Below are 15,556 nucleotides of genomic sequence, written 5' to 3'. Positions count from 1 at the left end.
TATTCTCGTCGTACGCGAGATTTAGCATCATCTTGTATTGGCACAGTGCTATGCAGGTTGCGCTATGAACGATGAAGCGGCAAATTCTAACGTACCGCACCAGTGTTTCAGTGCGTTTTCTTGAGCCACTACTTTTCTGAGAATATCAATGATCGGACTGCTATCTAGTAGCGTCTTGGCACTTTTGTTTGTCGCAGCGAGTACAGTACGCTGCATTTCTGGCTGTGTTATTTTCAGTGATGAAACTAGACCAGACTCCTTTAAATGAAAAATAGCTGATGTAGGAAGGATCATCACGCCTTCTCCCTGCATAACTTGCCTAAGGCCAGTCATGAGTTGTCCAGAATAAGCCAAATCGTGCTGCAAACTAACGCCCGTCGCTTTTTCATAGTCAGCAATTAGTTGACCCAATGCATCTTTGTTACCCGGTGACAGCAAAGGTAATTCACTGATTTCCCAAAAACGGATCGTCGTTCTATCTCGAAGCTTGGCGTATTGTTCACACGATGAGGAGGCAGAAAAAACCAAATGAAGATCTTCTTGAATTAGCGGTGTAACTCGCATGAATTTAGGGTCGACAGCTTGCTGATAAGTAAGCGCAACATCCACCTGCTTTGACTCAAGCCAATCATTAATGGTGTAAGACGGTCCAGTGCTGATTTCGACTTTGAGCCCTTTATGGTTCGCCGTTATCTCCGTGAGCAGCGGTAAAGAAAGCACATTGCCGATTGACGGTAGCATTCCTATTTTTACTACCTTCTTTTGTCCAGTTTGAAAGGCTTCCAATGCGGCCTTAACGTTGTCTATTTCGGTTAGCAGCTTTAATGCATGTTTATAAAAAACTTCGCCCGCCGATGTTAGGTTTACTCCCGAAAAACTTCTTTCAAGCAGCGTCGCTTTCATCTCTCTTTCTAAACTTGCTAACTGCTGACTAATGGCGGGTTGAGCGATATCCAATGCTCTCGCTGCCGCAGCAATACTACCCTTACGCACAGTCATAACAAAATAATGCAGCTGTTTTGAATGCACTTGCCCTCCTTACAAAGGTGGTGAGTTCTAGAACGGGAACGGTTTAATGAAAACGGCAGCAACGAATATGCCATTCCATTAAGTTATATGAAGCAAAAATGTAAAAATGGGCTAAAAGCAGTGGGGCATGAAAATCTTGTCTTCCCCCATACTTAAGTCTAATAGCATTAAATTAGCGCCCTGTGAGACGGCTCAATATTTTTCTTATACCCCTGAATAATCTTCTTTCTTCCTGCAAAGCCAAAGAGTTTTTAGCCTTGTTCTTGTACACGAGTGGCTAGACAACAATAACAAGATGCTTCTCGCATCAAAGTAGTGCTCGTGCGTGCCTAAAAGAGTGCAGATTTTAATAATCCACACCCACAAAACTAAGTAGCAATAAGCACGATTGGGAACACAAATGAAACAGAAAAAGCTCCACACTGCAGTACGTTACGCACTTACCGGATTAACACTTTTCACTACTTCATTGCTTGTACAGGCGCAAGAAGTGACTGAAGAAACCACAGAAGCCAAAGACCTAGAACGCATTGCCGTTGTTGGTGCCCGCGGTGCACCGCGTTCAGTAACCAGCTCTCCTGTACCGGTTGATGTACTCACCGCCGAAGACGTTGAAGCCGTTGCGTTTACCGATATGAACAATGTCCTTATGACACTCGTTCCCTCTTACTCTGTCGGCCGTCAGCCGATTTCCGACGGCGGAACGTTTATCCGTCCAGCAACGCTTCGAGGTATGCCCACCGACAAAACGCTTGTTTTGGTTAACTCTAAACGTCGTCACAGGGCCGCACTTGTTTCAATTGGCGGTTCTGGCACACAGGGGCCAGACATAGCAACTATTCCTACCGCAGCAATTCAAAGTGTTGAAGTGTTGCGCGACGGTGCAGCTGCGCAATATGGCTCAGATGCCATTGCAGGTGTTATCAACTTTCAATTAAAAAATAACACCGAAGGCGGCTCGTTCACTGCCGACTATGGCAGCTACTACGAAGGAGATGGCGATCAAATTACCGTTACTGGGAATAAAGGTTTCGCGTTAGGCGACGATGGCTTTTTCAGTATTTCAGCCGAATACTCTGACAGCGAAGCCACCTTCCGTGGTGAGCAATATTGTGAGCCATGGTTTTGTGTGGATGACCAGTCAGATCAATACATCGCTGATGCTACGGCCATGGCCAACAGCGTTCATGGTTCAGACGTAGTCCAACCATGGGGGCAACCAAATACAAGCGGGACGCGTGTTTTCTTTAACGCAGGTTACGCACTATCCAGTGAACTTGAATTCTACGCATTCGGTAACTATTCAGAAAGTGAAGGTGACGGTTCATTTTATTATCGCTATCCAGGCAATGGCACCATTGAAGACATTCGACTTGAGGACGGTTCAATCTGGAACCCGCTAGAGTTCTTCCCCGGTGGCTTCACGCCTCGTTTCTTCGGCGATGTGACTGACTACTCATTTGTTGGTGGTATTAAGGGCATGTCGGGCGACCTTACTTATGATATCAGTGGTCGTTACGGCAATAATGAAATCTCTTACACACTAGCCAATACCATTAACCCGTCACTGGGTAACGAGTCACCTACTTCATTTAAGCCGGGTGACTTAACCAACGAAGAAACACAGATTCAAGCTGACTTCACCTATGACTTGAACCAGTATGTTCTTGCCTTCGGTGCAAGTTACTTAGACGAGTCATACGAAATATCTGAAGGCGAGCTAAGTTCCTATTTTGCAGGCTCTTACGCCACATCCGACCCTTGGGAGTTTTGTAACGACGACTACACCACTACGGCACTGGGCGCTGCTGTCATTGCTAACGGTTCAACTCTGAATTGTGCCAACTACACCAGTGCTGACAGTAACGACGATGGGGTTGAAGATGATGGATTCGCTGGAGTAGACGCCGTTTATACCGTTGTAGGCGTTGGCTCCAACGGCTTCCCTGGCTATTCACCAGACTATTCGGGCTCATACGAGCGTGACTCATATGCGGTATACACGGATATCTCTGGTGACATTACAGACGAGTTGTTTGCTCAGGCTGCGCTGCGTTATGAAGACTATTCTGATTTTGGCTCAGAGGTTGTGTACAAAGTTGCAGGGTTCTATCAGTTTAGTGACGAAGTAGGCTTTAGGTCGTCTTTTGGCACTGGCTTTAGAGCCCCTACTCCAGGTCAGCAAGGCACGACCAACGTATCTACACGTCTGCCCGATGGCTTCCCAGTAGCAACAGGTCTGTTCCCAGCCGGCGGCGAAGTAGCGCAGGCGCTTGGTGCCAACGAGCTTTCACCCGAAAAATCGACCAACTTTACGCTGGGCATGACTGCGAACTATGGCGATTTAACGCTCACTGTTGATTACTACAACATCAAGCTTGAAGACCGCCTTTACTCTGTGTCTACCCGAGAAGTTTCCACCACTGTCGTTACCGACCCTCAAGCAAACGGTTATGACGCATACCAAAACTATCTAGCCCTAGCCGGTGCCAATGTTTCTGGCGCCGAGTCCATTGGTGGTGTGTTCTTCTTCCAAAATGCTTTCGATACCGTAACCGAGGGCGTGGACGTTGTTGCTACTTACAAGATGGAATCGAAGTATGGCGCAACCGTGCTAACCGGCTCTGTGAATTACAACAAAACAGAATTCGATTCTGATCCGAGTGAATACTTGAACGCTGAGGATCAGTTCGACTTTGAAAATGGCCGTCCCGAAATGCGTGGTGTCTTCTCAGTTACCCACAGTTACGACGTGTGGTCTGCCGTTGCACGTCTTAGCTATTTTGGCGAATACGAAAATGCGGGAAGCGATGACGGGGTAAACGCCACGAATATTCAAACCTTTGGTGACGAATATATGTTCGATATAGAGGGCTCCTATCTTATTAACGAAAACCTCACCCTGTCAGTGGGGGTAAGAAATCTCTTCGACAATTACCCAGATGTAAGTACTAACGGCGACGCCTGTTGCGGTGAAGTCTATGACTCTGCCTCGGTGGTTGATTGGCAGGGAGGGTATTACTACACCCGACTTGCAGCCCGTTTTTAACTGGCTCCTTGCAAACACCGACATAAGTCGGTGTTTGTGTATGTAGTTAACTGTATATAAGAAAAACTTAAAAGGTCATTCATGTTTAAAGCTGTTTCATGCGGAGTAAAAAGCAAATGGAAATAGAGCTACTGTGGTTTGTAGTTACTTTGTGTATAACTGGTGCCATTGCAGGTATCACGGCAGGTCTGTTTGGTAATGGCGGGGGGTTTGTTGTCGTGCCTGCTCTTCTCGCTGTTTTTCCGTTTTTTACTCCTCCATCAGAAGCCCTCGTTAAGGTAGCCATCGGAACATCATTGGCATCCATTGTGGTATCAAGCGCTCGGTCAGTGATGGCGCATCGCGCTAAAGGTGCGGTGGATTTTGACATTCTTCGCTCGTGGAGTATTTGGCTTATTCTTGGCGTTGGTGGCGGGCTGCTCATCGCAAACAACTCCAGCGCCAATGGTTTAACGGTCGTGTTCGCCGCTGGTGTTCTACTTTACTCCGTATACTTCCTTTTCCCTGAGTTCGTTGTAAGACCCGGGCTTGTTTTCGATATGCCTAAAGGCATAGGCAAAGCGGTTTTGGCGTTTGTTCTGGGTGGTTTCTCTGCTCTGCTTGGCATAGGCGGCGGTACGCCGACAGTAATCACTATGGTGATGTGCCAGCGCACCATTCAACAGGCTGTTGCGACCGCCGCAGGCGTCGGCTTTCTTATCGGGCTTCCGGGTGCCATTGGCTTTTTGTTTATGAAGCACCCTGAAACCGCCTCGTTGCCGGTAGGCACTATTGGCTACATCAATATACCTGCGCTTATTGCTATCAGTATTGGGGCAATCTTTACCGCTCCAATCGGAGCCAAAATGGCGCACAACTTCAGTGAAAAGAAGCTAAAGCGCTTATTTGGCATCTATCTCGTCATTGTTTCTAGCGCAATGTTCTATAAAGCCATTTAAAAGAAGAAGGAGAAAACCCGTGAGTTATAACCGTTCAAGACGCTTGTTTATTGGTGGCACAGTTGCAGCGTCAGCAATAGGTGCGAGTGGCATAAGTCACCTTGTGAGCGCCCAATCTGTTAGCGCAAGCGCTTCCCCATCGTCTGTTATGTATGGACCAAAGCCTGGGGTTGCAAAGCTCAATGCCAATGAAAACCCGTTTGGGCCGAGCCCGAAAGCGCTAGACGCTATCGCAAAAGCATCGGCGGAAGGTGGAGCCTACTATGCTTATCCCGCCGCTATGACACTATTGGATATGATTGCCGAGCGCTATGGCATTACTCGAAAGCACATTTCTTTGAGCGCCGGTTCAAGCCCTATTCTTTCCTACGCCGCCCTTGCGGCCAGCAAGAACGGAAAAATTCTGGGCCCGGACCTTTTTTGGGACACCACGTCTAAAGCACCTGAAAAACAAGGTGCGCCAGAAATAGTGAGAGTTGCTAATACGGCAGAGCTTGATATTGACCTTGATGCCATGTACGCCGCAATAGACGACTCTATTGGTATGGTGCACATTTGTAACCCGAACAATCCAACGGGAAAAGTGCTCGATCCGAATAAGCTTCGCGAATTCTGCATAAAAGCATCTAAAAAAACACTGGTGTTGGTCGACGAGGCATATAACGAGCTTATCGATGAGCCTCCTAAGCATTCAATGATTCCGCTCGTTAAAGCAGGTCATAATGTCATTGTAGCGAGAACCTTCTCAAAGATTTATGGCTTAGCAGGTATGCGCGTGGGCTATTTAATCGCATCAGAGGAAAACACTGAGTGGATCAATCGCTATGGCATGGGCGGCTATACATTGAATCAAGCAGGCCTTGCCGCGGCTATCGCCAGCTACAATGACGATGCCTTTTTAACTTTCTCTAAAGAGAAAATTTATGAAGGTAAATCTATGGTTATGGACGCAGTAAAAGCAAATGGATTGACAGCACTACCTTCTAGTACTAACTTTATTTTTGTTAATTTAGGTGACGGCAACGCAGAGTACTTCCGCCAAGCCATGGCTGAACAGGACGTGCTGATTAGAGGAATCTACCGTACGTACGACAACTGGTCTCGCGTAAGTATGGGAAAAATTGGCGATGTAAAACGCTATGTTGATGCCATGCCCAGTGCACTTGAAAAAATGTACACTATGCAAAATACTTAGCTGCAAGGGTGTGCATTGTCGGCCGATGCACACCTCGCTACTTATAGACTTAAATTTTCTGCTACTTCCTCGTTTACTCTCCTAGTCATTTTCAACTAAAAGTCTAATACGCATAAAAGTCACTTCTGTCATATACTCATTTTAAAGCGCCACTGCTCAAAGAATACGCTGATTGGAAAATTTTTACGGTATTGTTGCAGTAACGCTAAAGTTGCACATACTTTACTAAAAAGGCATCGCATTAAATGCCGCTCTAGGAGGCTGTAAATGTCAATTTCTGTATTAGTAGCTGATGATTCTAAGTTGTCGAGGCGTAGTGTGATTCGCTCACTTCCGCAAGATTTAGAGTATGACATCACCGAAGCAACAAACGGGCAAGAAGCCATAAATGCGCTGTCAGAAAGTGAATTTGCATTGGTACTTTTAGACCTAACCATGCCAGAAGTTGACGGCGTTGGTGTGTTGGAATTCTTGCACCAAAGGCCCGACGCCCCAAATGTAATTGTGATTAGCGCTGACTTTCAGCCAGAAAAACAGAAAATTGTCATGTCTCTGGGGGCAAAGCGCTTTTTACGCAAACCGCTTGATAAAGAAGAATTAGCAATGTCGTTGTTTGAGTTGGGGTATCTATGAGCATTGTACTACCACTAGACGAAGAGCAAAGAGATGCCCTTCAAGAACTCCTAAATATTTCCATGGGGCAAGCGGCTAACTCTCTTGCGCAGTTAATTGAAACCAAAATTGATATTTCTATCCCAAAAATCTCAGCGGTTACTCCCACCCAGCTTTACAGTCTCTTATTTGAAACCGAAGACGCTTTCTATACCCGTCAGTCTTTTTTAGGCGACGTACACGGCGAAGTGATGTCTGTACTATCTCAAGCTGGATTGAGTGAGGTCGCAACGTTAATGGATTACGATGAACCATTAAGCAAAGAAGACATTCAAGAGATTATCTTGGAGCTTTGTAACATTTTGGCAGGTGCGTGTTTGGCTGGTCTTTCCGACCAGTTGGAGCTTACCACTAACTTGAACATGCCCACGTTATTCTTGCCCGATAAAGCGAACTTCGATGAGTTGCAATGGCAGCACAGCTTAGTGATGGAAGTGCAGTTTATTATCGCGATCTCGTCGTTTAGCATGCGCGTTGTTTTCTGCTTAGACGATGAATCTCTTGCACGCATGAAAGACACATTGGATGAGTTACTCGCATAATGTTTGAACAACTGGTAGGTAAATTACCTGTCGGAATTGGTATAGTCGATGAGAGCTTTAAGGTTGTTTATCTAAACGACTTTTTTTTAGATCGACTTCCTCACAATATGCGCGACTGCTATAAAGAAACGCCAGTTGTTGAGTTATTTCAAGGACAAGGTAAGTTTCTAAAACGCAGACTAAAGTCAGTTTTTGTACTGCAGCATCCTAGCTTTAGCTACTGGGAACAACGCCCCCACATCTTTCCGTTTAAGAGCTCTCGCCCTATAACGGGTGAAGAAACACAGATGTATCAAAACATGGAAATCTTGCCCATTAAAGACAAAAACACAGGGCAAAAATTGGCGTGTATTTTTCTGCAAGATGTGACCGCCCAAGCTAGCTATTTTAGAGCCCAGCAAAAGCTTTCAGAAGCACTGAAAAAAGAACACGAAGCGCAAAAAAAGTTAATTCGCAAACTCGATACCGCACAAAGCCAGCTTATTCAAGCAGAGAAAATGGCTTCTACTGGTCAGCTAGCGGCGGGGATCGCCCACGAAATTAATAACCCTATTGGTTTTGTGAGCGCTAACCTCAATACACTTGAGCAATACGCAACTCACCTTATTGCGATTTGTGAAGGTGTTCAGGGGCAACTCGAACACTTCACCGACGAAGTTAAAGAGCAGGTCGACGCACTGTTTGAGTCTAATCACTACGACCTGTTAAAGGACGATATTACTGAGCTAATTGCCGAGTCTACAGATGGTCTTACCCGCGTAAAAGACATCGTCGAAAACCTTAAGAACTTTTCGCTGGAGACTACCGAAGGCGTGCAGATAGTAGATATCTGCGCCGTGTGTCACCAGCTGATCACGCTTATTTCAGCCCAATACAGCGCGCCCCAATATAAATTTGAATGTGAATTAGAGAAAGTGGAGGTAATGGGAAACCCTGGGCCGCTGAAACAGGCGCTAATGAACGTCATGATAAATGCTGCGCAGGCCATAGAAGATAGGGGCTTCATTAAACTCACTGTGCTCTATTCACCTACGTTGGTGACCATCAAAATACTGGACTCGGGTTGCGGTATTCCTACAAAACATCTAAAGCGAGTCTTTGAACCCTTCTTTACTACAAAGCCTGAAGGGCAAGGCCAAGGGCTGGGCCTTTCTGTGGCTTACACCGCCATCGAACAACATCAAGGTAAAATATCTATTAGCAGCAAAGAGGCAAAAGGAACCGTGGTAGAGATCACCATTCCGAAACAGCCTGCAGCACAGCCCCCGTCCAGTGAAGATAATGAAGAGAATAAAGAAAACGAAACGGAAAACTCTCAAACGGCCTAGAAAACAGATAGCCCAGTACAGAGTAGGACGTTGTTAATCCTCACTCTGTTTGTATGTCCTCTGACTGAACTAACAAGCAAGCTTTTTTACTTCACAGGCTTTAAATGTATACACACCCTTGCTGTTTAACGTCCGCGAAATGACTCCTTCATTAAGCAAGTAATTAAGGTGAGACAAACACTCTGCTACTGCAAACACCATGTTGCGACTAGAGAGCTTGCGCTTAAACATAACCGGTAATAGCTCTACGACCGTTTGAGGTTGCTCGCAAGCATTTAACAGTGCTTTTAGGTGCTCGTGATGATGAGCAATAAGCGAATCTACTCGCTCATGCAGGCCGATAAAGGGTAGCTTGTGAGCAGGTAATACTGTCGCATCTTTGGGCAAATTTTTGAATTGCGGCAGCGTAGAAAGGTAGTCATCTAAGGTGTTGGCGTCAGGCTCAGTTGAGTAGGCGCCAATGTTTGGCGTGATAATCGGCAAAATATGATCGCCTGATATGAGACTATTTTTTTGCTTATTGTAAAGGCACGCATGCTCAGGAGAGTGGCCGCGGCCAATGATGATCTGCCATTCGTTACCGCCAAGCGACAGCGTCATACCATGCTTTAGACGTGTGTAGCTAATAGGTAGTGGTGAAACAACGCTGCTGTAGCCATTGCCTTCACCAGAAGTAAGCTTTGCGATCATGGATTCGTCTAAACCTGCTCGCTGGTAATATTGCACATCCCGTTCGTTAGTTGCGCCATTTCTTCCTGCCGCAAACGCTCTGGCAGTAAAGTACTCAGTTTGAGACATATAAAAGGGAACATTATACGTGTCGGCTATCCAGCCCGCTAACCCTACATGATCAGGATGTAAATGCGTAACAATAACGCCAACTATTGGCCCGTCTAATTGCTTGAATATACGCTCCCACAGCGCTTTGGTGGTGGACGTTCCTATGCCAGTATCAATGACCACCCAACCGCCTTCACCGCGGATCAGATACAAATTTATGTGGTCAAGTTCAAATGGAAGCGGCATTGTTAGCCAAAGAACACCATCGGCCACTTCTATTAGCTCGCCCGGCTCTACCTGTTTATCGAATAGATATTCCATATCGCCCTCACCTTTTCTATCGTGCATGGTCTAACGTGCACAAAGACTGTACGTTTTCGTTTTAACTCGCGCTGCTTACAAAAACAAACATATCTGTCGAATAGAGATCTATAGGAGTAGGTGATAACAAACGTTATACTAAGCCTACTGCCATTTCTCGTGCACAGTGGTAGCGCATTTTTATTGCACCTTTGCCCCAGTTATTGAACAGATAATGGTAATGCGAGTTTATAAAACGTACACGCCCATGAGGCTATTTAAAGAAATTAACGTCAACAAAGCCGGTTAGTAAATCAGATTCATGTCAGCCTCAACAATACAACAAGGGTTCATACTCAATAAAAGTACGTTTACCCGGCGAGGCAAGGTGTATGTTGAGCTATGGGTAAAAACGCCCAGTAGCACCGCTAGGTTAATTTCTTCACCCCAATACCCCACTTGCTTTGTATCTGTTGATCACGCCAATGATTTACGCAATATCGCCGAGCGTATTTCAGCAAAGATCAGTATTTCAGATGACGGGTTTTACACGCTGGAACAAGTTCCTGTTGCGACGGTAAAAACCGCAACCGAATCACATATGCATCAGCTTCGCCAGCATGCGCAGGAAAGCAGTATTATATTGTACGAAGCCGATATTCGCGTTGCCGATCGCTACTTAATGGAGCGCTTTGTGTATGGTGCGGTGGAATTTCTGGCTCCGCAAGATTTCGACGATACGCCTCAGATCGTTATAGAAAATGCGCAAATCAGACCCTGTCAATTCAGAACCACATTTACATCACTTAGCATAGACATCGAATGCAATGAGCATGAAGAACTCTTTAGCATTGCGTTAGCCGGTGAAGGACTCAACGTTGTGCTGCTACTATGCCCACCACATTTTGTTGGGCAAACATTGCAGGGACAAGAAGACAGCGAGTACGAGCTCATTACCGTTGAATCAGAAAAAGTACTGCTTGAAGCATTTGTTTCTTATCTTACATCCTACGACCCAGATATCATTTTAGGCTGGAATGTTAAACAGTTCGATATGGCGGTACTTGAACGCCGCGCTAGGGCTAACTCGCTAAAGTATGCTATCGGCCGCCATGGCAGAGAGGCTTCTGTAAGACAGTGGGAGGATCAAACCCTCGTTGATGTGCCAGGACGATGCGTTATTGATGGTATCGAAGCACTAAAAACAATGACTTATCAATTCGAGTCGTTCTCGCTCGATCACGTATCTGAAGAACTGCTTGGCGAAAATAAGCTTATTCAGGCTGCAGACAAGCTTGAAGCGATAAAGCGTCTTTATCATAGCGACCCTGTTGCACTCGCTAACTATAACTTTAAAGATACGGAACTGGTCAACCGCATTCAGGATAAAACCCAATTTATCGATTTTCTGGCGCTGCGCAGTATTCTTACCGGCCTAGATATGAGTCGCCCCGGAGGGTCAGTGGCCGCGTTTTTAAATGTGTACTTGCCTAAGCTTCACCGCAAGTCTTATGTCGCGGGGGTAAGACCTGAAAATGGAGGCTTGGCTAGTCCGGGTGGTTATGTCATGCGTTCCCAGCCAGGTTTATACAAGGACGTTTTAGTCCTCGATTTTAAGAGCCTGTATCCTTCCATCATTCGTACATTTAAAATCGATCCGTTTGGACTTGCAGAAGGGCTTAAGTCCCCCCACACGGCGATAGAAGGTTTTAAAGGCGCAGTATTTAGCCGCGAATCTCATTTTCTACCTTCTATCATTGAAAACCTTTGGCTTCAGCGCGACGAAGCCAAAAAACAGAAAGACGCACCGCGCTCTCAGGCCATCAAAATATTAATGAACTCCTTCTATGGTGTCCTTGGTAGTGGCGGCTGTCCCTTCTACGATCCTCGCCTGGCTAGCTCAATCACATTAAGGGGTCACGAGATCATGCAAACCACTGCGGGTTGGATTGAAGAACTGGGCTATACGGTTATTTACGGCGATACCGACTCAACATTTGTTCATGTAGAAGGGAATGATGCACTGGGTACGCCCTCAGAAACTGGACTTGAGCTCGCTAGCATTATTAATCGAAAGTGGACTGAGTTACTAAAAAGTGAGTTCGACATTGAATGCCACTTAGAAATTGAGTTTGAGTCTCACTTTTCTACGTTTTTTATGCCGACGATCCGAGGCTCTTCCGAAGGCAGCAAAAAACGTTACGCAGGAATGAAGGGCGGTGAACTTGTCTTTAAAGGCTTAGAAAATGTCCGCTCTGATTGGACGGTACTAGCTAAAACCTTCCAGTACGAGCTGTACAAAAAAGTGTTTACTGGACAGCCTGTTGAAGACTACATAAATAGCACGATAGCAGCGATAAAATCCGGTGAAATGGACCACGCTTTGGTCTATAAAAAGCGCCTTCGAAAGCCTTTATCGTCGTATTCAAAGTCGCTGCCTCCCCACGTAAAAGCAGCGCGCTTAGCGGATGAGCAGTATAAAGAACAAGGATTGCCTCTTCGCTATCAGTTTAATACGACCATTGCCTATGTCATTACAGTACAGGGCCCTCAAACCGTAGAGACCGCAACGGCTCCTCTTCAATATGACCACTATATTGAAAAGCAAATCCAGCCCATTGCCGATAGCATCTTGCCTCTTATCGGCCTGAATTTTGAGACAATAGCGAACGATCAACTCTCACTGTTTTAATCTCATTAATGGGGTTCTATCTATATCTGAGATCAGCTTAAGTTTGACGTATGAAGATCTTGCAAACACTGCGACAATTTAACATAGCAATAGCATTGCAATCCTCGCCTTATATTTTTATTACCTCACTAAATCAGTTAGTTATGCATTTGGCACATTCAATGAATATTGAATTACGTAAGTCATTAGCGGTGTCAGATTGAAACTTTCTTCCAATCTGCACCTATGTTGAGGTCTGTGGACCTAGTGGTTAGGGCAATTGAACGCCCGAGTTCACTGTAAAAGCCAGAAGGAATTTGATTATGAAGATCACAAAACTAAGTATGATTACCAGTGCTGTTATTGCTGCAACACTATCTGCTTCAGCAGTAGCAGGCCACCACGAAGAGAAGATCTCGATGGGATTTAACGCAATGGACAAGGATGGAAACGGCTATATCGTCGGTTCAGAGTCTTCTGGCGTTATTGACAGTAAGCTTCTCGCAAAAATGGATACCGATGGTGACAGCATGATTAGCCGTGTTGAATTCAACAAGTTTGTTGATGAAAAACCATCAATGTTTAGCGACGACATCATTACTCAGGCGAAAACTGAAGGCACCAATGACGCTCTACTCTCGGAAAAGGGCAACCCTGAATTATTCTCTAAAGCAGACGGTGAAATGATATCAGAGAAGAATAAGGAGCTTCGTACTGAAATGTCAGCCACAGCAGACAATAAGTTTACTGAAATCGATGTAGACAGCGACGGTAAGCTAACAGCCGAGGAGTTAAAGGTTGCACATGTCGAAGGTGACTTTGAGATGATGGACGAAAATGGCGATTCTTACGTTACCCGTATGGAATATCGTGCCTACTTCGAAGGTATTGAGTCTGAATAGACGCTCACCTCTCGTAAAGTAAAAATTTTTAGGAAGCCTCCTTCGTCGGAGGCTTTTTTGTTTCATTAAAGTCGAGAAAATTTTCTTTAGACATCAAATACGTTGTCACTTTTGGTTATTGTTCTCCTTTCAGCGTGTACGACGAGTTACACAAATTCATCGTTGAATAACCCCATATACGACTAACATCTTGTCGACAAAACCCGTTTGCAACAATATTGTTAATAAAGATTGAATTATTTGTTTTATTCGTTGCGTATTCAGCATTTACTGCAATTGTTGCCATTGGTTATTTGGAACCAAAAGCCGAAACAGCCAACTCTATTATTTATATATAAATCAGATGCGTACGCGCATGGAGGCAAGATATGATGGAATCAAAATTTACACCGAACTCACTACTCCCTCTTCAGAAAAGTGAGTTTACTGGCTCTGATGACGCTGAGCTGACGTCGCTCACTATCGGTCAGTATTTCAAAAATGTTGTCGACAATTATGGCGATAACCCAGCGATTATTGTAAAACATCAAGACGTTAGCTGGACCTATCAGCAGTATTGGTATGAAGTAGAACGTGTTGCTTGCGGCTTACTTGCAAACGGTGTAGAACCTGGCGACCGTGTGGGTATATGGTCTCCGAACAATATCGAATGGTCGATCGTACAGATGGCCACTGCGCGAATCGGGGCGATCATGGTATGCCTGAACCCTGCTTATCGTCCTGATGAATTAGCGTTTGCCATTAATAACGTTGCCGTAAAATACTTAGTCATGGCGCAGTCATTCAAGCAGTCAAATTACGTCGCCATGTTGAAAGAGCTTGCGCCAGAAATCGACAGCCAAGATAAGAACACACCAAAGCGTCCTCTAACGCTTGCTAAGTTGCCTTCACTTAAATATGTATACACTATTGGCGATAAGCCTGTAGAAGGATTACAGGCTTTTTCTGCATTACAAATAGAACCAACGGAAGCGCTTAAATCTCAGTTGGAGGCCGTTGAATCGAACCTTAGCGCGGATGATAACATCAATATTCAGTTTACCTCTGGCACGACGGGAAATCCGAAAGGCGCAACGTTAACGCACCGAAACATTCTAAATAATGGGCTATTAGTATCACAAGCAATGAGGTTCACACACAAAGACAAACTTTGTATTCCCGTTCCGCTTTACCACTGCTTTGGAATGGTATTGGGCAACTTAGTTTGCTTAGCATCAGGTGCATGCGCAGTATTCCCCGGGGAGTCATTCGACCCTGAGACAACACTCCGTACAGTAGAAGAAGAAAAGTGCACGGGATTACATGGCGTACCAACCATGTTTATTGCCGAACTCGAACTATCCAACTTCAAAGCTTTTGATCTATCAACACTAAGGACAGGTGTCATGGCAGGTAGTACCTGTCCAGAAGAGCTCATGCGAAAGGTTCATAGTGAATTTCATATGACAGAAGTCGTCATAGGTTATGGTCAGACAGAGTGTAGCCCTATCAATCATATTACTGACATTGACTCGCCATTTGAAAAGCAGGTCAAAACCGTAGGACGCGCTATGCCCCATACAGAAGTGAAGATCATAGATCCCCAAGGCAATACGGTGCCTATTGGCGAACCGGGTGAGATTTGTGCAAGAGGCTACTGTGTTATGAAAGGTTATTGGGGTGATGAGGTTAAGACGAAAGCCACCATAGACGATGAAGGTTGGCTCCATTCTGGTGATCTCGGAGAAATGGACGAAAAAGGCTATGTCACAATAGTTGGTAGGATAAAGGACATGATTATTCGCGGTGGCGAAAACATTTATCCAAGAGAAATTGAAGAAGTCTTATATCAGCATGCGGATGTGTCAGACGCCGCTGTCTTTGGTATTCCTGACAACAAATATGGCGAGCAAGTATGCCTATGGATTAAGGCAAAGGAAAATCGACATATAGACGAAGATCAGATACGCGACTACCTTAAATCCAAACTAGCCTACTTTAAAGTACCCAAATACATCAGCGTAGTTAAAGAGTACCCCATGACGGTAACAGGGAAGCTTCAGAAGTTTAAAATGCGCGAATACATGATAGAAACACTGAAGAAGCAAGCCCTACAAACCGAAGCATAACCCCATTATTTCTGTTTTCCAAACGCAAAAAACCCGCCGTAA

The 15,556-nt window shown here is 45.2% G+C and carries 11 protein-coding genes; 9 read left to right on the top strand and 2 right to left on the bottom strand.

Features of this window, described 5'->3' with window-relative positions:
• Positions 1-48: 48 nt before the first annotated feature.
• Positions 49-1,029, bottom strand: a complete 981-nt coding sequence (locus tag KUL49_RS11250) for a LysR family transcriptional regulator (RefSeq protein WP_014977398.1) — start codon at positions 1,027-1,029, stop codon at positions 49-51.
• Positions 1,030-1,429: 400 nt separating this feature from the next.
• On the opposite strand from KUL49_RS11250, the gene KUL49_RS11245 reads away from it, so the two are divergent.
• The 6 genes from KUL49_RS11245 to KUL49_RS11220 all read left to right on the top strand — a co-directional run bounded on the left by KUL49_RS11245 (position 1,430) and on the right by KUL49_RS11220 (position 8,753).
• Positions 1,430-4,078, top strand: a complete 2,649-nt coding sequence (locus tag KUL49_RS11245) for a TonB-dependent siderophore receptor (protein WP_131137320.1) — start codon at positions 1,430-1,432, stop codon at positions 4,076-4,078.
• Between the two features lie 116 nt (positions 4,079-4,194).
• A complete protein-coding gene (locus KUL49_RS11240) occupies positions 4,195-5,016 on the top strand; it encodes a sulfite exporter TauE/SafE family protein (RefSeq protein WP_014949489.1) in 822 nt (273 codons plus the stop codon).
• 19 nt (positions 5,017-5,035) lie between these two features.
• Positions 5,036-6,211, top strand: coding sequence for a histidinol-phosphate transaminase (locus tag KUL49_RS11235; protein ID WP_014949490.1), 1,176 nt, complete (start codon positions 5,036-5,038; stop codon positions 6,209-6,211).
• 267 nt (positions 6,212-6,478) lie between these two features.
• A complete protein-coding gene (locus KUL49_RS11230) occupies positions 6,479-6,844 on the top strand; it encodes a response regulator (RefSeq protein WP_014949491.1) in 366 nt (121 codons plus the stop codon).
• Complete coding sequence (locus KUL49_RS11225) at positions 6,841-7,425, top strand: chemotaxis protein CheX (RefSeq protein WP_014949492.1); 585 nt, start codon at positions 6,841-6,843, stop codon at positions 7,423-7,425. Before KUL49_RS11230 ends, KUL49_RS11225 begins: the two co-directional genes overlap by 4 nt.
• The gene (locus KUL49_RS11220; RefSeq protein ID WP_131137319.1) at positions 7,425-8,753 is read left to right on the top strand and encodes a sensor histidine kinase; all 1,329 of its coding nucleotides are present in this window, start codon (positions 7,425-7,427) and stop codon (positions 8,751-8,753) included. Before KUL49_RS11225 ends, KUL49_RS11220 begins: the two co-directional genes overlap by 1 nt.
• 69 nt (positions 8,754-8,822) lie before the next feature.
• On the opposite strand, the gene KUL49_RS11215 is transcribed toward KUL49_RS11220, so the two are convergent.
• Positions 8,823-9,854: an MBL fold metallo-hydrolase gene (locus tag KUL49_RS11215; protein ID WP_131137391.1), complete on the bottom strand. Its 1,032-nt coding sequence runs from the start codon at positions 9,852-9,854 to the stop codon at positions 8,823-8,825.
• A 301-nt stretch (positions 9,855-10,155) separates the two neighbouring features.
• Here KUL49_RS11215 and KUL49_RS11210 point away from each other — a divergent pair, with 301 nt between their 5' ends.
• From KUL49_RS11210 to KUL49_RS11200, 3 genes are all read left to right on the top strand, one after another.
• Positions 10,156-12,525 (top strand): DNA polymerase II, encoded by a 2,370-nt coding sequence (locus KUL49_RS11210; protein ID WP_181412771.1) that lies wholly within the window; start codon positions 10,156-10,158, stop codon positions 12,523-12,525.
• 302 nt (positions 12,526-12,827) lie between these two features.
• Positions 12,828-13,406, top strand: coding sequence for a hypothetical protein (locus KUL49_RS11205; RefSeq protein WP_131137318.1), 579 nt, complete (start codon positions 12,828-12,830; stop codon positions 13,404-13,406).
• A gap of 368 nt (positions 13,407-13,774) precedes the next feature.
• Positions 13,775-15,514 (top strand): AMP-binding protein, encoded by a 1,740-nt coding sequence (locus KUL49_RS11200; RefSeq protein ID WP_131137317.1) that lies wholly within the window; start codon positions 13,775-13,777, stop codon positions 15,512-15,514.
• Positions 15,515-15,556: the final 42 nt, after the last annotated feature.

The organism is Alteromonas sp. KUL17 (assembly GCF_006538305.1).
Classification (GTDB): domain Bacteria; phylum Pseudomonadota; class Gammaproteobacteria; order Enterobacterales; family Alteromonadaceae; genus Alteromonas; species Alteromonas macleodii.
Note: the sequence above shows the minus strand (reverse complement) of the source record. Positions and strands in the feature narration are given on the sequence as shown.